An 18850-nucleotide genomic window follows, 5' to 3' on the forward strand; every position below is an offset into this window, starting at 1 on the left:
CAACTTAAGCTGCTCTGTTTCAAATATTTCAATTTTCATCAGTCATTTCGGCTCCCTTTTTGAAGAATCCGCAATAAAAACACACGATTGTTAAATCAAAAATGGAAACAAAAATGAAAAAAATAGCTCTACTTGCAGTAGCATTCCTGGCTGGAACAGCTACTTTCGCTCAAACAAGTTCAACTTCAACTACGAATATGGGCCCTAAATGGGGATTAAAAGCGGGGGTTAACATTCCAAGATACAGCTTCCATGTAGACGAAGGCGAAAATCCTGAAACAAATACCATCACGAACTTCCATGTTACCGGTTACGGAGATCTTCCTCTCGGAAGCAATTTCTCGTTCCAACCGGGAGTGTCATTACAGGGAAAAGGTGGTGAGTTCGCAGATGATGGAACTAACGAATACAAACAAAGCACAATGTGGATCGAGGTTCCTCTTAACTTGGTAGCTAAATTACCAATAACAAGTTCTGGAACTAACTTCTTCGTAGGTGCCGGACCTTATGCTGCTTACGGAATTGCAGGACAAAATAAGATTGAGAATAAAGCTAACGGAAACGAAACTACCAGTGATGTTAAGTTCGGTGATAAAGTTGGTAAAGACCTGAAATCATTCGACATGGGATTCAACTTTATAGGAGGATTTCAATTAGCCAATGGTTTTAATATTGGTGCAGGTTATGGTTTAGGTATCAATGACCTAAGACCAGAAAATACTGGTAGAGATATGAAGCAAACTAACAGGGTTTGGTCATTCTCTGTTGGTTATGCTTTTTAAAAATCTTTAACACATAATCAAGCAAAAGCCTCCCCCGGGAGGCTTTTTTCTTAACCCTACTGTATCAGCTCGCTTACCTTGTACCTTCTGACATCTACATCGGTAACGTAGAAATATCCCAGAGCACCATTGCTCACATTGCCTTTTATTACTCCTGGCGCACTTGAAAAAATTCCTCTCCAATCTGTTTCCAAAAACACGGAGTAAAGGTATTTGGAATACCCGGACGATAAAGAAAACTTATAAAGCGTAACGAAATCATCTAAACCTATCTTCTCTTGTCTTTTCTGATTAAGCAGGGGATAAATGGAATTAGGTGCACCAAAAGAATGCGTATAAGAATAACTGAGGCTGTCAAATTTACTTGCGTTCCAAAGTCCCGGGTTTTTATAAGCGATAAACCATTTTGCTGAACTATTAAAACCAAAGGTGTGCTTGGGAATGTTTAATTCAAGACTTTTATCAGGATAACGGAGGATACTGAGAGGAATGAAATCGTCAATTATATTAACAACCTGAATCAGAGAATCAATTGCCGTATACTCTTTGCCGTTGTACCTTACGATCAATTTATAGGCTTGGTTATATCTTTGATTTTGGATTATGTTTCCGGAATAAACACCAGGAGTGGAAGTAATTTTAAAAGGTATATCTTTTTGCCCGTCATTAACCAGAACTACAGCATCATCAATTGCTTTCGGAAGAGAATCGGCATTGAATGAAGGTTTGTTTAACCGGATATACTGCTGACGCTGCATGGTATTAATTCCACCCTCAATGATCAAATCATAGTTATACTTCCTTTTATCGAAATGAGCCTCCTCTACGTTCTCTTTTGAGCAGGCAAGAACGAGAAAAAATAAAAACACAACAAGTATCCAGGTTAGATTCTTCATGTTAAAAGACAAATGAATAGGCGATCCAAGGCAATAAACGCGTTGATGAATTTACTATACCTAAACTGCTTGTAGTTGTTGCTTGTGAAATCCTGTAATATAAGGGATTCCTCCTATTATAGACATTATATACGCCCCCTGTAAACGAATGTTTCCAGAAACGACCAGCCGGAGCACCAGCCGGAATGGTATATTGAAAAGAAAAATCCATCCGGTGAAAAGTAGGAAAACGAGAAGCATTCTTGTCTTCGTATATTGGAACCTGGGTACCATCATGATAATAAAACCCCACGGGTAGTGTTGAAGGTCTGCCTGAGGCCAGGGTAAAAAAGGTATTTAGACGCAGATTATCCCTGAAAGCATAGCTAAGACTAGTTTTAAAATCATGTGGGATATCATAATTAGCTGGAAACCTGGATCCCCCATTAATTCTATTAAAATCTCTGATAGCACGCGAGTAAGTATAGCCCAGACTTCCGTTTAGCTTACCCACATGTCTGCTGAAGCCTGCCTCTACCCCATAGGTCTTTGCCCTTCCCTGCAGGAGGAAATCCCGGATCATTGAATTTTGAATTATCTGTGCATGCTCTTCTAACTCCAACTGGTTATTTAACTTCTTGTAAAAGGCATTAAGCCTGATCGAGTAATCTGATGGTTGATAACTATAGCCCAGGGAAAGATGATGAGAATTCTGAGGTTTGATTTTCCTTGACACCGGAAGCCAGGTCTCAAGCGATGAGAAAGCGAGCTCGTTATTCTGAATAAGCTGGAGGAATTGAAAATTCCGGTTATAGGTAAAGTGCGTAAAATGATTGGGTTTTAGCTTCACAGATAGATTAACTCTGGGCTCCAATCCAGAATAAAAACTCCTCTCCCGGGCTGTTATCAGATTTTCATTTTCGTCATAAACTCCCAATTTTTCCTCAGCATTCTGAAAGGCGGATAGTCGCAACCCAATAACCGTTGTAACTATATCATTAAAGGAGTACTTATTGGAGAGGTAGCCGCCAAACTCCCAGGATTTATTAGAAGGAATATTATTTTCAAGAAAAACAGAATTAATAATATGTCCAGGAGTAAAGTGATGTCGTGTAATAATTCCTCCAAATCTGATCTCATGTAAGGGGTTCCGGTAATAAGTAAAATCTCCCTTAAGTGTCTTATCCTTTACTCCTGTTTGCCACTGCTTTTTCTCAGCAAGAGTATCCGAATTGAGGTCAAGGGTATTTTTATAATCGCTGTAGATGGCGGACAAATTAAAAAACAAGCGGGAGTTAAAAACATGGTTCCAGCGAAAAGTTGATGTAAGATTACCCCAACGATTACCAAAGGAGTTATTCGAAAAAAGATCATCCTTCCCTCCGTAAAAAGAATAAAATACTTTGTTATTCTGACTTAACTGCATATTTAATTTCAGATTTACATCATAGTAAGTAGAGTTAGGATTGATGAGTCGGTAATCTTTATTGATCAGATCAATCAGACTTCGTCTGAATGTAAGTAAAAATGATCCTTTATCCCGGATCAAAGGTCCTTCCGCTGCCGCACGTAATGACAACAAACTTACTCCTCCTTTAACGTGGAACTCCTTATTATTTCCATCCGCCATCCGACTGTCTAAAACTGAAGAAAGACGCCCCCCAAAAGAAGCAGGCATGAAGTCTTTATATAATTGAACATTCTTTATGGCATCGGGATTAAAAACGGATACCAGGCCAAACAAATGAGATGGATTATAGATCATAGCCTCGTCCAGCATGATTAGATTCTGATCTATATTCCCTCCTCTTACAAATAAGGCAGAACTCCCTTCTGTTAAGGCCTTCACACCATTTTGCATTTGCAATGCTTTAATCACATCCACCTCTCCTGCATAATAGGCATGCTGTTTAAGCTGCTCGTGACTTATATTCCAGATCCCCTGATTAACCGTTAAGGAATCAGGTTTGAGATTAGGCCCCACCACCACCTCCTTTAATTTATTATGCTTTATGGGCAACAAAAAAGATGTTCTTTTATCCGCTTCAACTTGCAGAACTTCCTTTAGCCCCTGGTGTTCCAGATGAGAAATAATCAGTTCGTAAGTACCTGCAGGAACAGTAAGAGAATAGAATCCATATTGGTTAGTCAGAGTAGATATCTTAAGTTCTGGAAGATAAATTCCAGCAGCGATCAGTGGTTCTCCCGATTCTTCATCGCTTACATACCCATCAATAGTATAACTCTGGATCTTTCTTCTTACTACAACAACGCGGTTAGCTATAACAGTATAAGTGAGATTTCCTTGAAGTAACACAACTGCCAGGATATCTGCCACCTTAATATTAGTGAAACTTCGGGTTATTACAACATTAGAAGGGATGATGCCCGGATCAAAAGCGACATTAACATTGCTTCTAATCTGAATCTCCAGTAAAGCGTCTGAGAGCGATTTATTATTGAACGATATAGTAAGAGGATTTGCTAAGGAAGCCTGAACCTGGCTCTTAGCACTTAATGAAACTATCAGGAAGAAAAAACCTATCAAGAGTTTCCTAAACAACATACCTGTTACCCCTTGGAGATGGTGTTAACAGGCTATAATATCACAAAATTATGAGTAGTACAAGATTTTGCCAAATTATTTAGAGATAACAAAGCCAGAGCCTGACTGGACTACCTTCACCTGCAAGGATGCAGCAATAACAGAAAGTGCGCTATCTACGGTTTGATAAGCGAGGGGTGCAGTTAATTTCCGATGCTTCAAAGAACTGTCTTTTATTATTATTTCCTTACCGTAAACCTTTTTCAACTTATCCACGATTTCGTTCAAGTCTGTATTTACAAAGCTTAACTGCTTATTAAGCCAGTCCATCCGACGGGCTCCTGTATCTGCCTTTTCGGTTAAAACGCCTTCGTTACTGACATACATTCCAAAATAACCTGCTGAGATTATCTTTGACTCTCCGGTAGCCAGTGCTTTTAAAGCAACTGTTCCCGAACTAACCAGCACCTTCACAGAACCTTTAGCTTTAGTAACCAGGAATTCTGTTCCAAGGTCTTGAATGGTTGCCTGATCTGTTCTTACCAAGAAGGGTTTTTCATGATTATGGATCACCTTAAAAAAGGCCTCCCCCTTAACAAGGGTTAATTCTCGCTTATTGCTGAAGTTAAGACTGTCGTACTCAATTACTGTTCCTTCATTTAAAGCTACCCAGGAACCATCGGGAAGCTCCATTCTTTTATGTTCACCTGCTGCTGTCTCAAGATGATCCACTCTGGCTGGTCGGAATACCCAAAGGCCAATAACAAGCAGAATTGAAGCAGCAAGTCCGTAAATCCATTTATAATTCTTTCCAGGTGCTGCAATAGTTAACTCTGATCTTTCTACAGAAGCTGTCCTCAAGCTGAACCCCTTGGTATCCAAACCCTGGTTAACCTTAGTCCAGGAAGCTTCTATGTCTATGCCCTTATATTCGGCAAGCAAGTCTATCTCAGATTTTATAGTGTAAAACTCCTGGTAGATCTTTTCATTCCCCGCGGCGGCTTGTCTCCAGGCCTGCAATTCCTTCTTCTGATCTTCAGATATAGTACCTTCAAACTCATCAATAATGAGAGAAAAGGCATATTCATTAAAATTATTTTGCATTTCCATGGATATTACATTATTAATGAGAATACAATCAATACGGCGGCGGTTAAATCAAACACAATTCCATCTGCTGCCAGGATATCTCTGATCTTTGAAAAACCGTAGGTCAAATGATTCTTAACCGTCTTTATAGAGATGTTCAACCGATCTGCGATCTCCTGCTGCTTCAGCTTTTCAAAACGGCTCATCATCATCACTTTCTTACATTGAGGAGGAAGGAGTTCCAGAGCCTTTTCCAGCCGAAGGAAGATCAACTCCTTTTCTTCTATATTCTCCTCTACATCCAACATATTTTCGGTCCATCTGGTATATTTCTCCTGTTTATCTGCATACACCTTTTCTTTTTTCAAAAAGTTTATAGAGGCATTTACCACTGATCGAACAATATAGTTCTTAAAGGACTGATTGATCTCCAGCTCAGAAGCTTTGTTCCAAATGTTAATAAAAACGTCGTTTACAATCTCCTCTGCAATTTCATGTCTTCTTACATAACTAAAGGCTAGCATATGCAGGCTCTTGTATTGCTTTTTGTAAAACAGCTCGTAGACCAGCTTATCTCCGCCCCTGATGAGCGGCAAGATCTCGTCATCACTATTATTATGTCCCGCAGGTTCTATTACCATGGAAGAAAGAGTAGTTGTCTAAAATAATTCAGATTACTCACTCTTTAAAGTTATTTGCCCTCTAATTTCCTGCGCAGGAAAATTCTCAGTACAAATTACGATAAACCAGTTGCCTTTAATAAGATCCCTCTCCTGCAAGGCTGTCAGAATCTTCTGGCCCTGCTGCCCGGATTCGTACTTATCCACCGATTTCTTTGGCAGTTCGTAAACAGGCATTCCATTTGTTCCGCGGGGACCTTTCCTTACTTCTATCGCTTTAGGACTTAATCCCCAGAATTCTATTTTGTAGTTCAAGACTTTGGTTTTCTCGCTATAACTTCCTGTAAAAAGCCCCTTGGCATCAGAGCTAGTCCCAGATTGCTTGTTATCCAGACGAGCTGTCATCTTATAGCCTTTTAAGGGAGGCTTTATGGTTACCTCCTCCATCTGCAAGGTTTCTTTACTACAGGATGTGATTACTATTTGTAACCAAAAAAACCATAAAACTTTAATTCCAATACTCCTGACCTTGTTTTCAGGATCACTTATACTTCCCAAACCTCATTTATTTCTAAATGATTAAATATAGGACACTTGGATCAAAAAAAGTCCTATATTCTTTTAAAAAATATCCCGTAGTGCGACGGGAAAGAGTTTCAGATACTTTTATTTATCATTGTGTTATTGAAAGGTGAGATCTACCTGGCCATTAAACAAAGATTTCTAATGAAAACATTACTTACCATTGCCATACTTTCTTTTTGTCTGGGTTTCTCAGCCTTCGGTTCTGAACCTGGCCGGCTAAGCAATTTTATTATTAAGGAAAGCCTTCTGAAGAATGATAAGATAGCCATTATAGCAACCGACAGTAATGAACGACCACTGGAAGTTTCGGGAAGATTTCAATTTAATATTAATGGCTTTAAACAAGATCTGCGATTTAACGATGGTATTGCCATAACTCCTCAGCCAATAGAAAAATCAACTTTTATTTATTTAAAGCATGTCAATGACAGTTCATCCGTCACCAGACTCTATTATGTTTGGAAAAAGGCTGATTCTTTAACTCCAATAAAAATAAATCTTAAGCTTCTGGTCCTAATACCTATTGCAATTATAGTGTTATCCGGCTTATTCAGAAAATTTCTCATTTACGGGATTATCATTCTGATAGCTATTTTCCTGTTTAATTCGAGCAACGGACTTAGCTTTCCAACCTTCTTCGAAACATTGTTTGAAGGATTGAAATCGCTCTTCTTTTAGAAAGGCAATCCGATACCGAAATTATATTGTAAGAAATTATATCTATCGGGAGAATTGGTGAGCTTGTATTGCTCTTTAAACTCTTTATTATTAAACAAGTGTTTGATCACCCACTGATCTTCATCCCCAAACTGAGGATCCTTCACTTTAATACCAACATCGAAGCGGAATACAAAGTAGTCAAGATCAAAGCGCAGCCCTGCCCCCGTCCCAATAGCTATTTGATTAAAGAGTTCATTAAGCTTAAGCTGAACTTGAGCAGAAGGAATACCTCCAAGTTTATTGAAGGCCCATACGTTACCATAATCACCAAATACGGCACCTTTTAGTTTAGCGCCAAAAAGATTATCCAACATTTTAAACCTGTACTCCAGGTTTCCTTCCAGCTTGATCTCGCCCAGCTGGTCCAGGTTCGTCAAGCGTTCACGAACTTCCTGAGTACGCACAGATCGGTTATAATTTCCAGGTCCTAAAGTTCTGGCTTGCCATGCCCTTATACCAGTAGATCCCCCTACGTAAAACTTCTTCTCGAAAGGAAGATCTGAACTATTTCCATAGGGATAGGCGATGCCCGGATAGATCCTTGCAATGAATTGACGCTCGCCGCCAAGACTTCTGTACCACCTAAGGTCAAATTCAGTTTTTGCGTACTGAAGGTAGCGTAATCTGAACAAAGTCCTGACTCCGCTATTTTTAGGAAGATCGAGTGCATTAGCGAGAAGGGCTAAAGTATTACCTCCAAGATCTGTAAAGCTTCTGAAATAAATAAAGTTCTCGTAGCTATTGAGCTTGATGTTGTTAAAAGTAAAACTATATTGACTACCCAGGTTAATATACTGTCGATCGTTAGTTTCTACATAAATGCTATTCCCCTGCTCGATTAAAGTATCTCTAAACGCGGGATCCAAACGACCATCCCGGTATTCGATATTAATTGGAGTTAAGCTATGGACCTTAAACTGCGTTTCCGCCCAATTGTAAGTGATCGAATTAATGAATAATCTATTGGATAGAGCCTTGCTCCAATCAGAAATTTGAAGACTACTGGAAATGGTCGTTCTTGGAATACCATACCGTCCCATGGAAGGGATCCTAAAAGGAGCCAACAAGCGGGGAAAGGTAAGATTTGCTCCTACCTGAAAATCTCTGTTATAAAAGCTGTTCTGATCACGCGAGTCACGGAGTATCCCATAGCGGAACTTTATATCTAACTGTTCAGCACCCCCAAAAACGTTCCTGTTAGAATAGGTATTTCCAACGTTAAAACCGCTGCTTCCTGAATTGAATGTAAACTCCCCTTCTACCCTGTTGCTCATTTTCTTTAAGGGCGTAGCAAGGATATTTACATCCAGGGTTGTCGTGTCATCTTTACGTTTGGTATATTCAATGGAAATATTCTTGAAGACATTCAGCTCATACAAACGATTATAGGTAAGATCCCGCTTTTCATTATCGTAAAGATCAAACTTATTGAAGAATATATATTTTGAAAAAGGCTTGAATCTGAAGCGGCCAGAATAATCTTTGAAATAGTACTGAGAATCTACGACTAAAGAATCAGGACCTTTTCTTGATGCAGAATCTCCATTGCTGGTGTTAACTGTAATATGAGTGTTATTTATACTGTAAATAAGATGCTTATCGCGGTTGGGCGGATTATCCACAATAGCTTTTACATCTACAAGGTTGTTTCCAACATTGGTATCTATCAAACAGTGCATGTATTGCTGTACATAATCATAGTATCCGTTATTCTTCAGCATCTCGAACACTTGATTACTTTCATATTTTAGAGAATCTTCATCATACCTCATCCCCTTGCTAATTTGCGTAAAAGAACTACGTTTCGAAACGTATAATTCCTTCACAGCAGAATCAGCAATCTCATAAGAATAGTTACGCAACTTGTATGAAGGCCCTTGAGTAGCGAGAAAAGTTACATAGGCTTTCTTCTTTTCAATTTCCACCTCTGCTTTAACTTTTGCCCTGAAGTACCCTTTTTTTATAAGAAACTTTTCGATTTCATTCCTTGAGATCTCTACCATGGTCGAGTCAAGGATGTGAGGTGCTTCCCCAATATCTTTAATCCTGTCCGTTCTATACTTTCCGTTCTTAGTATTTAATAGATTGTACAATGCAAGATTTAAACGTGAGTTAGGTCGAACATTTTGCTGGATATAAAGTGAGGCTTCTTCTGTAAATTCATTATCCACTCCCTTGATCCTGGAACTTCTAACCAGGGCTTCATTATCGTTTAAGTACCGGGTTGCAGAACAACCGGAAAAGATAAGCAGCAAAAGCGCTATACTTGCAAGCAGGAAATTATATACGTTTAAATATGCTTTCAAAATCTCAAATTAGTTTTGTAAATGCATTACAACAAAAGAAGCACAGAAAAGAGCATGGGCTCTTCATTGCAGAAGGCGTAAAATCAATAACTGAATTTTTAAGTTCTGATTATACGGTATCCTCAATTTATTGCACTGCGGATCACCTCGAAAGGTTTAGCAAAATAACACAAAAAGTAAAAATTCATGAAGTTACGGATGCCGAAATAAAAAAACTTAGTGCTTTGACAACTCCACAGAGTGCTATTGCCCTGGTTGAAATCCCTGAAAAAACGGGTTTTGCGCCAGAAAGTTTTAAAGGGAAATTCACACTTGTTTTAGACGGTATCCAGGATCCCGGCAATTTGGGTACGATTATCAGAACAGCAGATTGGTTCGGTTTGGAGCATATCGTCTGCTCTGTTGACACAGTGGACGCATTCAATCCCAAAGTTGTGCAAGCTACTATGGGTTCCCTTTCACGCATCAGAGTAACTTACACTGACCTGTTGCCCTTTCTAAAATCCACTAAACTCCCGATTTACGGAGCTTTATTGGATGGAAAGAACATTTATGAGGCAAATTTTAAAGAGGAAGGCTTCGTAGTTTTGGGTAACGAAGGAAAAGGAATTTCTGAACAAATTATAGCGCAAGTAACTGAATCAGTGACTATACCAAAGTTTGGAAAAGCAGAGTCTCTCAATGTTGCAATTGCCACTTCGATTTTTTGTTCAGAAATAAAGAGAAATTCTTTTGGCTTGAACAGATAAATTACTATTTTTGCGTTCCTTAAAAACAAGGAAATGGTCGGATGGCCGAGTGGCTAGGCAGAGGTCTGCAAAACCTCGTACAGCGGTTCGAATCCGCTTCCGACCTCAGTAAATATTTTAAAAAGAATACCATGGGAGTTACACGTTTAAAAAGAAAAGACAGAAAGAATAAAACGGTATCGCGCCTGGAGGTTCAGTTTCTTAAGTTAGGTCGTAACCTGGAAATAGGTAGCCGTTCTCAAGAATCTGCTAAAAGCCAGATCGCAAAGAATAATGCTGTTTTAGCTCAGATCGAAGCACAAGCTTAGTAATTAAAGCTGTTCGAACCATATAAAAAAGCGCTTTTTAAACAAAAAGCGCTTTTTTATTTTCATCCTTTCCCATTTCCTAAACCTGTTTCCACCTATTAGCATTTCTCTCCGTATACCAAAATCCTGTCTTATACGTATCTATAATAGAAAGAGGATTTAATGGGATTTGTGCTGATTGTATTCCTTATCATATTTGCCTGGATGGCATACGAAATTGTGACTGCTCCGGTAAGGAAGGACGAAGAATAATTGATATTTTTAATATTAAAGCTTGTGCACGCACTAAGAACAGAACGCACACAAGTTTCCCGGTATAATCATATTACGCTTTAGCTGCCGAAAGTGCTTCGAGGTAAGAGATCAGTTCCTGTAACTTAATTGGCTTGGATATATAATGGTCCATTCCTGCTTTCAGGCATTCCTCCCGATCCTCAACCATTGCATTGGCGGTCATTGCCACGATCTGAGGTTGCCGTATAAAATTCTTTCGAATTAACCTCGTAGTCTCCAAACCATCAAGCTCGGGCATCTGCACATCCATCAGGATGATCTCGTAAAATTCTTTGTCGAGCATATCCAATGCAATCCGGCCATTCTCTGCCAGGTCGGGCTGGTAACCCAACTTATTAAGTACTTTAACGATCAATTTCTGATTTACCAAATTATCTTCAGCAACCAGGATTTTAAAAGGATTTTTCGTCGCAAATTCCTCAGAAAGCACTTTTGGTGCTGCAGGTAAGGCTACAGGCAATTCAACCGCTGATGAAAGTTCTTTTTGAACAACCTTGTACAAATGTTGCTGCTTGACCGGCTTGGTAAGTATAGAAGCAAAAAGATCAGGATACTTCTTTTTGGTTTCATCACCAATAGAACTCAACAGAATGATCGGCAGCGATGGATAATTTTTCTTTATAAGTTTACTTAGATCAACTCCATCCATCTCGGGCATTTGCATGTCAGTAACAACGAGGTCGTACTTTTTACCGCTAGATAGAAGCCCTAAAGCATGCTCAGCCGAAGGTGCCAGTTCTGGCAACAATTTCCACTGCTCCATCTGGAGCCTCAATATCTTTAAATTCGTCTCATTATCGTCAACAACAAGCACCTTTCTGCCTTCCAAACCGGCCAGGTCATAATGAAGATCTAACTGGCTACCTTTAGCACTTTGTTCGGCAGCAATGTTGAAGCTGAAAGTGGCACCTTTTCCAAACTCGCTGGAAACCCAAATATCTCCACCCATTAGCTGGGCAAGTCGCTGACAGATCACCAGTCCAAGCCCTGTTCCACCGTACTTTCTGGTAGTAGAAGAGTCGACCTGAGAAAAGGCCTTGAATAAGGATTCTATTTTTTCCTGTGGTATTCCTATGCCTGTATCTTTCACATCAAAGTGCAAATCCAGGCCTTGCCCCTCCCTTTTCCTTCCGCTTACACTTAAGAACACTTCACCGTGACTTGTGAACTTTATCGCATTTCCTACCAAATTAATGAGGATCTGTCTCAAGCGCAACCCATCAGCGATAACCATAGGAGGAATAGACGGATCCAGATGGTAAATCAGGTCAATGCCACTATTAGCTGCCTTACTGGAAAATAGATCCAGAACATCTTCGATACATTGCCTCAAATTAAAATCATGGGGATCGAGCTCCATATTGCCCGACTCGATCTTTGAAAAGTCAAGAATATCGTTAATAACATTTAGCAATGCTTCCCCACTGCTATAAATAGTATCAGCATACTCTCTTTGCTCTTCGTTAAGCTCTGTCTCGCAAAGAAGTGCAGTCATCCCCAAAACTCCATTCATTGGAGTTCGGATCTCGTGACTCATTGTTGCAAGGAATACACTTTTAGCCTGATTAGCTTTCTCCGCTTCCTGTCGGGCCAATTCGGCCTCTAAACGGGCCTGATTCTCATGCTCCTTTTGATCAAGCAATTCGCGATTCACCTCCTGCAATTCTTCCGATTGGCTCTGCAACTCTTCCGACTGGCTTTGCAGTTCTTCCGATTGCGCCTGCAGTTCTTCCGATTTATACTGAAGCTCAGTGTTTAACAGCTCAAGATCTTCCTTCTGCTTATTGATCTCTTCTGTGCGTTCTTTCACCAGTTTCTCCAGCTGTTGCTTTTGCTCCGCGATCCTTTTTATTCTATATTTATCTCCATAAAGACCAGCGGCAACCACTAAGGTTAGAATGATTACTTTAAACCACCAGGCTTCCCAGAAAGCAGGTTCTATAATCACTTTCAGAAGAATTCCTTTTTCATTCCATACACCATCGCTATTTGTTGCTTTTACTGCAAAATAATATTTACCGGGAGGCAAGTTGGTATAGGTGGCTTTACGCTCATTGCCTACATAGTTCCAATCCTGGTCAAAGCCTTCTAAGCGGTATGCATATTGGACTTTTGCGGCAGAGGAAAACTCAAGGGCTGAAAACTCGAATGTTATGTACTTCTGATCGGGACCTAACCGAACTTCTTTTGCTTCTGAAATCGACTCCTTTAAGGGAGAGCTTTTTCCTGGCTCTACAGCTTTGTTATACAAATAAAAGTTTGTTAATACCAGTTGAGGAGGTACAGAATCAACCATGATCCTGTTGGGATAAAAGCTGTTAAAGCCCATTATGCCGCCAAAAAAGATCTCTCCGTCGCTAGCCTTATAGGATGCATCCCGCAAAAATTCGTTACTCTGTAAGCCATCACTTGTCTGATAGGAAACTACTTTTCCTGTTACAGGACTGTATTTCGATACACCTTTATTGGTACTCAGCCATAGCTCTCCTTTACTGTCAATTTCAACAGCATTGATGAAATCGTTAGTAAGGCCATCTTTTTCGCTGACCACCTTAAACTTCTTTGCTTTTGGATTAAAACAATTCAAACCACCTCCTGCAGTTCCAATCCATAGGTTCCCAGAATTGTCAATCGACAAACTATTAATAAGATTATTAGACAAGGAATTACGATTTTTAGCGTCATGCTTAAATTGCTGGAAAACCTTGTTTTGTATATTAAAATGAATCAAGCCTTTATCCGAGCCGATCCATAGGTTCCGGGCATGGTCTTCTACTATATCGTAGATAACATTTGAGGCGATAGTCCTACTATCCCCCGGAGTGCTTCTAAATGCCTTAAAAGTTCCCGATTTGGGATCAAAAAGGTTTAATCCGCCCATCCAGGTCCCTACCCAAATATTCTTACGACTATCAATGAAAATTGAATAAATTCTATTATCTGATAAGGAATTACTATTCGCCTGGTCGTGCTGATAAGTGCTAAACTTCTTTGTTATAAAATTATATACGCTTACTCCCTTATCGTGGGTCCCAAACATTACTTCTTCTGTGCTGATCTGGGCAATTGCATTAATATTATTACTAATCAAACCCTTGCCCGCGCTCCCCTGGGTATAATGCTTATAGATACCACCCGGCAGGATTTCATCCACTCCTGTCTCAGTTCCTACCCAAATATGGCCACGAGAATCTTTTAGAATACACTTAACAAGGTTACTACTAAGGCTGTTAGTCTTCAGCGCAATAGACTTATAGTGTTTAAATTTGTCTGCCTGTTTACTTAGATAACTAATACCACCACTATTGGTACATAACCATACTGTTCCATCGGCATCCTCATAGATATTGCGAACAGTATTATGGGAAAGCGTCCGGCTATCATAGGGATCATTTTTATATACGGAAAACCTCTTTTGAACGGGGTCATAAATAGACAAGCCTTCAGCTTCAGACCCTATCCACAAGCGACCGTCGCGCGTTTCGGCCAGGGCAATAAGATGATTACTTCCAATCGAATGATGATCAGCAGGATTGTTTTTGAAACTGGAAAAAGACTTGGATAAGGGATTAAATAAAGATAGCCCCCCCCCTTCTGTTGCAGCCCAAATGTTTCCTCTGCTGTCTCTGAGTATCTTTTTTACGTTTTTCGCTCCTATACTTCCCGGATCAGATGGATTATAGAGATAATTGGTAAAGGTGCTCTTACTTGGATCAAAGATGCTTATTCCGGCATTTGCTGTTCCTAACCATAGCTTATTATTGATCTCGGTGATTGAATTTATATCCTCATCTCCTATCGATCCTGAATCGCCATCCCGATGCAAATATTCTTTATAGGTACCCTTTGATGGGTTAAAAAGGAAGAAACCACTTTTGCTTCCTATCCATATCCTGTTTCTGGAATCCTGATAGATAACCTTCACATGAAGTGTCTTCTTGTAGGGATAATGAATAAAATTATCGTTTAAGGGATCATAGCGATCCAGACCAGCATTACTACCAACCCAAAGAATGCCTTGCCTATCCAGAAAAAGGCTGCTAAGATAATTGCTGGATACGCTATGGGGATTTTCAGGATCATAGCGATATACCTTAAAATCATTACCATCATAACGATTGAGTCCATCGCGGGTGGTGATCCATAAGAAACCCCGTTTGTCCTTTACAACACTCGTAACATTACTTTGCGATAAACCATTCCTCGTGGTTATTCTTCTAAACCTCAAATCTACATCCTGAGAATAAACCAGCACAGGAAACAGCATTAAGGCAAGAAGAGTTGCGAAATATAACCTTATATTTTTTGTATAACCTTTATGCATAAAAAGGAAACAAGCTATATCAAAACCTCCTAAGCATGGGGACTTTAGAAGCCTAAGGTCCAATCAGTACTTCTTAAATATTGATAGTGACGTGAAAAATGTTGGTATTCGAAGATGAATCGCGGACATAGTAGAACTGATCCGATACTTTAGTAAGAATCATCAGTCCATAATGCTCCATCAGGTTCGTGTCCAGATTCACACTTTCAATCGGGAACTCTTCCAGTTCGAAGGCAATTCGGTTTTCGTTCTGGATCACTGCATGAAGGAGAGAAAAATCATCATTGTAGATCTTTATCTTTTCACCGATATATTGTTTAGATAAAGGCCAGCTAATAGGAGGCCAATCTGTGTAATGTTCCAGATAAAAAGGCCTGCCTTTATCTAATTTGACCAGTTCGATCTTCTGATCTTCTATAATCACTGAAATGGAAGAAGTATTGGTATTCGAGTGCTTGACAGCATTAGTAAGCAATTCAATCAGAGCCTGTTTGCAATTACTGATCTTATCTTCGTAAATTTCAGAGGGGAAATGGATTTTTATAAAAGAAATAATTTCGTTCAACAACGAATACATGACCTTCGAGTCATTCGAAAAGAGGAACTCTCTTTCAATATGCGTTGCTGAGGAAAGTTTATTCTTATGCAAAAACATCCGGGACGGTATTGTAAACTTTAAAAACCTTGTTCATTCTTATCAGGCTGAACAAATTACTTATATCCTTATTAAGTTGAGCTACTGCGATATCGCCCCCTTTTGACATCGCGTACTTCAATACTGACACCAAAGCGCCCAGAAACGAACTGTCCACATAAACAACGTTTTCAAAACTTACTACAATCTGGCTGTTACCCTTATCCACCAACTGCAACATTTCTGTTTTAAATTGATCAGCTACATCCAGGTTGGCTTCCTTGATTAATAGTTTTGCAACTGTGTAATTATTGTGTTGTGAGGTTTCTAACATTTTATATTTTTTATTTTCTTTCGATGAATAGCAAGCTACAGTCGTCTACAAGCTCTTTACTCTTTTCTTCCGAAAAAGTTACACTTTTTATCATTTCAAGCGTTCCTTCGTTTCCGAGTATAGGTTGAATTAAATTAAAGAACAAATCGTAATCACTCTTCTTTTCGCCGTTCTCTTCGAAATCAATCATCCCGTCGGATACAACGATGAGTTGATCACCAGGCAAAAGTTCCATTACCTCTTCATTATACTGACCTTCAAGCATAACCCCTAGTAATAATCCTGAAGAATTAACGGTTACGCTCTTCTTTTCATTTGCTTTATACCAAATCAAGGGCAGGTCGCCGGCACCAGAATAATAAACCTTTCCAGTTTCGTGCTCTATCATAAGCAATGACAGTGTCGATAGAACATCTCCCAGTACCGGGTCCATAAATATTACTTTATTAATTTTCTGTATGATACTGGCAGTGGATAGGTCTCCGTCGAAAACACAAAGCCTGATGGCAGAGCGGATATAGCTAAGGAAGTTGAAGGAAAAGAACCAGGCTCCCCATTTCTTACCCATAACATCGCCAAGTACCATAAAAGTGAAGCGATTATCGATGCGTATAAAGTCTATAAAATCTCCCCCGGGATAATCCTCAAAGCTTTTGTAAAGGAAGTTAACCTTGAAACCTTCTACAGAGGGTGGTTCTGAAGGAACAGAACTTAGGTTTAAGGCTTCTGCGGCAACCCGGATTTCATTCATTGATTTTTCGTGCTGCTTGCGAATAGCTTGTAAAATATTATTAAGTTTTGAAACTACCAGGGCAACCGGTGTCTCTTTATCAATATAATCTACAGCCAGCATGTCCAACCCTCTCTGAATCATATCGCGGTCAGTATATGAGGTTAAAAAAACGAAGGGAATATTTTTGAGTCGTTTATCATTCAAAACGATTGATCTGAATTCAAAACCATCAGCTCCGGGCATTTGATAATCAGAAAGAATAATATCAGGAAGCTCTGTTTTTAAAATCTCTAATGCGTCTGCAACTGAACTGGCTGATAAACACTGGAACCCCTCGGTACTTAAAGCCTTATCAAAGAGCATCAGGATAAACCGGTCATCATCAACTAGCAGAATCTTCTTTTGGGATTGAGGCATATAATTTAGTCGGCACTATTATTATTAGTACGGATAATAGACCGGATGAGCAAATATACACCAGCCAACACAATTAAGAGAGCAATTAAATCCATTAATGTAAAGCCATCATCAGTTGTGAAATGATAGATGGTGAACATTTCGAATTCCGCAGGCTGAGGAAGTACAATAAGCGAAAAACCCAGGGTAATCAGAACAATGGATGTAAGCATTAATACAAATTTCAACAAGCGCTCGGCATATAAGTATTTTTTTGAAGCCTTACTGTCAACCTGGTAGGTAGAAAGAAGGTTTTCAAGATCATCTGCCATTTCAAGTCGTGATGACCATGGATCGTCTAATTTTTGAAATGCCTTAAATCGGTCTTCTTCTTTTGATAACGCAGTATTGAATTTAGTTTGCAGACGCTGTACGGTGGCGCTGTCCAGATCACTCTCATTCAAAAGAAGGATCAGTTCATCCAGCTTTTGTTCAATCGACACTACATTTTTATCCAGCTCCGCAAAGCGCGCTACTTGTTGATCCAGGCTATTTCTCTTTTCCAAACCGCTTTTTTAATTTAAATTGTATCTTCCCCGTATAAATAGCGTAAAAAGTGTTTTTCGGATTTAAATGAATAAAGTTTCAGTTATTACTGTTAATTACAACCAGCCTAAAGTAACAGAAGAGCTTCTTCACTCTATTTCGCTATTGAACCGGTATCCTGATATTGAAATTATAGTAGTTGATAACGGCAGCAAAAATGATCCTGTACCAGAATGGATTTCAAAATATCCCGATGTAGCGTTTATACGCTCTGATGAGAACTTAGGTTTTGCCGGAGGGAATAATCTTGGTATTGAAGCAGCCACGGGCGACTATCTCTTCCTCGTTAATAACGACACGGAGTTTACCCCTGGTTTGATAGAGACCCTCGTTTCTGTCCTTGATAAAAATCCCAGAGTTGGTATGGTTTCTCCTAAAATACGTTTTTTTGATCAGCCGGATACCTTGCAATATGTCGGATTCACATCAATGAATTTTAATACAGCGAGGAATAAGACTGTAGGTGAATTTGAAATTGATAAGGGACAGTACGATAATGTAACTGGCCTTACAGGTTTTGCCCATGGCGCTGCCATGATGGTAAGGATGTCTGCTATCAAAAAAGCGGGTCTTATGTTTCAGCACTTTTTCCTCTATTATGAGGAAATGGACTGGTGCGAACGTATTAAAAAAGCAGGATTTGAAATTTGGGTTGAACCCCGCGCCCTGATCTATCATAAAGAATCCGTTTCAGTTGGCAAGAAAAGTCCTTTAAAAGAGTTTTTCATGAACAGGAATAGAATTCTTTTTATCCGAAGAAATGCGCCGGTACTCTCCAGATTAATATTCTATTGCCATTTTGGACTTCTGGTTTCACCGAGGAACTTGCTTAAGTATGTGAAGGAAGGTCGAATGGATCTGGCTAAGCAGCTTTTCAGGGCCATTTGGTGGAATATTACTCATAAAAAGAACAGCAGCGAATTAGGCTTTCCCATCAATAAAATCTAACA

16 protein-coding genes and 1 tRNA gene are annotated in these 18850 nt (G+C 39.5%); 6 read left to right on the forward strand and 11 right to left on the reverse strand.

Features of this window, described 5'->3' with window-relative positions; genetic code table 11:
• Positions 1 to 113: 113 nt before the first annotated feature.
• The gene (locus J4N24_RS06705) at positions 114 to 782 is read left to right on the forward strand and encodes a porin family protein (RefSeq protein WP_207532884.1); all 669 of its coding nucleotides are present in this window, start codon (positions 114 to 116) and stop codon (positions 780 to 782) included.
• 56 nt (positions 783 to 838) lie between these two features.
• Here J4N24_RS06705 and J4N24_RS06710 read toward each other — a convergent pair whose 3' ends face one another.
• The 5 genes from J4N24_RS06710 to J4N24_RS06730 all read right to left on the reverse strand — a co-directional run bounded on the left by J4N24_RS06710 (position 839) and on the right by J4N24_RS06730 (position 6469).
• Entirely contained in the window at positions 839 to 1678 is an 840-nt protein-coding gene (locus J4N24_RS06710) for a DUF4249 family protein (RefSeq protein WP_207532885.1), read from the reverse strand.
• 1 nt (position 1679) lies between these two features.
• The gene (locus tag J4N24_RS06715; RefSeq protein ID WP_207532886.1) at positions 1680 to 4223 is read right to left on the reverse strand and encodes a TonB-dependent receptor; all 2544 of its coding nucleotides are present in this window, start codon (positions 4221 to 4223) and stop codon (positions 1680 to 1682) included.
• Between the two features lie 75 nt (positions 4224 to 4298).
• The gene (locus tag J4N24_RS06720; protein WP_207532887.1) at positions 4299 to 5306 is read right to left on the reverse strand and encodes a FecR family protein; all 1008 of its coding nucleotides are present in this window, start codon (positions 5304 to 5306) and stop codon (positions 4299 to 4301) included.
• A gap of 11 nt (positions 5307 to 5317) precedes the next feature.
• A complete protein-coding gene (locus J4N24_RS06725) occupies positions 5318 to 5932 on the reverse strand; it encodes an RNA polymerase sigma-70 factor (RefSeq protein WP_207532888.1) in 615 nt (204 codons plus the stop codon).
• Positions 5933 to 5965: 33 nt separating this feature from the next.
• On the reverse strand, positions 5966 to 6469 hold the full coding sequence (locus J4N24_RS06730) for a CHRD domain-containing protein (protein WP_207532889.1): 504 nt from the start codon (positions 6467 to 6469) through the stop codon (positions 5966 to 5968).
• Between the two features lie 168 nt (positions 6470 to 6637).
• Here J4N24_RS06730 and J4N24_RS06735 point away from each other — a divergent pair, with 168 nt between their 5' ends.
• Positions 6638 to 7174, forward strand: a complete 537-nt coding sequence (locus J4N24_RS06735; protein WP_207532890.1) for a hypothetical protein — start codon at positions 6638 to 6640, stop codon at positions 7172 to 7174.
• Here J4N24_RS06735 and tamL read toward each other — a convergent pair.
• Complete coding sequence (gene tamL / locus J4N24_RS06740; protein WP_242691531.1) at positions 7171 to 9522, reverse strand: translocation and assembly module lipoprotein TamL; 2352 nt, start codon at positions 9520 to 9522, stop codon at positions 7171 to 7173. The two genes, J4N24_RS06735 and tamL, sit on opposite strands and share 4 nt — an antisense overlap.
• Between tamL and J4N24_RS06745 the strand changes: the two genes are divergently transcribed.
• From J4N24_RS06745 to J4N24_RS06755, 3 genes are all read left to right on the forward strand, one after another.
• Positions 9513 to 10271, forward strand: a complete 759-nt coding sequence (locus J4N24_RS06745) for a TrmH family RNA methyltransferase (protein ID WP_207532891.1) — start codon at positions 9513 to 9515, stop codon at positions 10269 to 10271. The two genes, tamL and J4N24_RS06745, sit on opposite strands and share 10 nt — an antisense overlap.
• A 35-nt stretch (positions 10272 to 10306) precedes the next feature.
• A tRNA-Cys gene (locus J4N24_RS06750) sits at positions 10307 to 10377 on the forward strand.
• Between the two features lie 25 nt (positions 10378 to 10402).
• Positions 10403 to 10579, forward strand: a complete 177-nt coding sequence (locus J4N24_RS06755) for a spore protein (RefSeq protein ID WP_207532892.1) — start codon at positions 10403 to 10405, stop codon at positions 10577 to 10579.
• Between the two features lie 325 nt (positions 10580 to 10904).
• Here the strand turns inward: J4N24_RS06755 and J4N24_RS06760 are convergent, their stop codons facing one another.
• The 5 genes from J4N24_RS06760 to J4N24_RS06780 form a co-directional block, all read right to left on the reverse strand.
• The gene (locus J4N24_RS06760) at positions 10905 to 15140 is read right to left on the reverse strand and encodes a hybrid sensor histidine kinase/response regulator (RefSeq protein WP_207532893.1); all 4236 of its coding nucleotides are present in this window, start codon (positions 15138 to 15140) and stop codon (positions 10905 to 10907) included.
• 130 nt (positions 15141 to 15270) lie between these two features.
• Entirely contained in the window at positions 15271 to 15852 is a 582-nt protein-coding gene (locus tag J4N24_RS06765) for a hypothetical protein (RefSeq protein WP_207532894.1), read from the reverse strand.
• Complete coding sequence (locus tag J4N24_RS06770) at positions 15839 to 16165, reverse strand: STAS domain-containing protein (RefSeq protein ID WP_207532895.1); 327 nt, start codon at positions 16163 to 16165, stop codon at positions 15839 to 15841. The genes J4N24_RS06765 and J4N24_RS06770 overlap by 14 nt, the downstream gene beginning before the upstream one ends.
• A gap of 10 nt (positions 16166 to 16175) precedes the next feature.
• Positions 16176 to 17315 (reverse strand): PP2C family protein-serine/threonine phosphatase, encoded by a 1140-nt coding sequence (locus J4N24_RS06775; protein ID WP_207532896.1) that lies wholly within the window; start codon positions 17313 to 17315, stop codon positions 16176 to 16178.
• A gap of 5 nt (positions 17316 to 17320) precedes the next feature.
• The gene (locus J4N24_RS06780; RefSeq protein ID WP_207532897.1) at positions 17321 to 17860 is read right to left on the reverse strand and encodes a hypothetical protein; all 540 of its coding nucleotides are present in this window, start codon (positions 17858 to 17860) and stop codon (positions 17321 to 17323) included.
• A 67-nt stretch (positions 17861 to 17927) separates the two neighbouring features.
• Here J4N24_RS06780 and J4N24_RS06785 point away from each other — a divergent pair, with 67 nt between their 5' ends.
• Entirely contained in the window at positions 17928 to 18848 is a 921-nt protein-coding gene (locus J4N24_RS06785) for a glycosyltransferase family 2 protein (protein WP_207532898.1), read from the forward strand.
• Positions 18849 to 18850: the final 2 nt, after the last annotated feature.

This window comes from Desertivirga arenae, from assembly GCF_017355785.1.
Taxonomy (GTDB): domain Bacteria; phylum Bacteroidota; class Bacteroidia; order Sphingobacteriales; family Sphingobacteriaceae; genus Desertivirga; species Desertivirga arenae.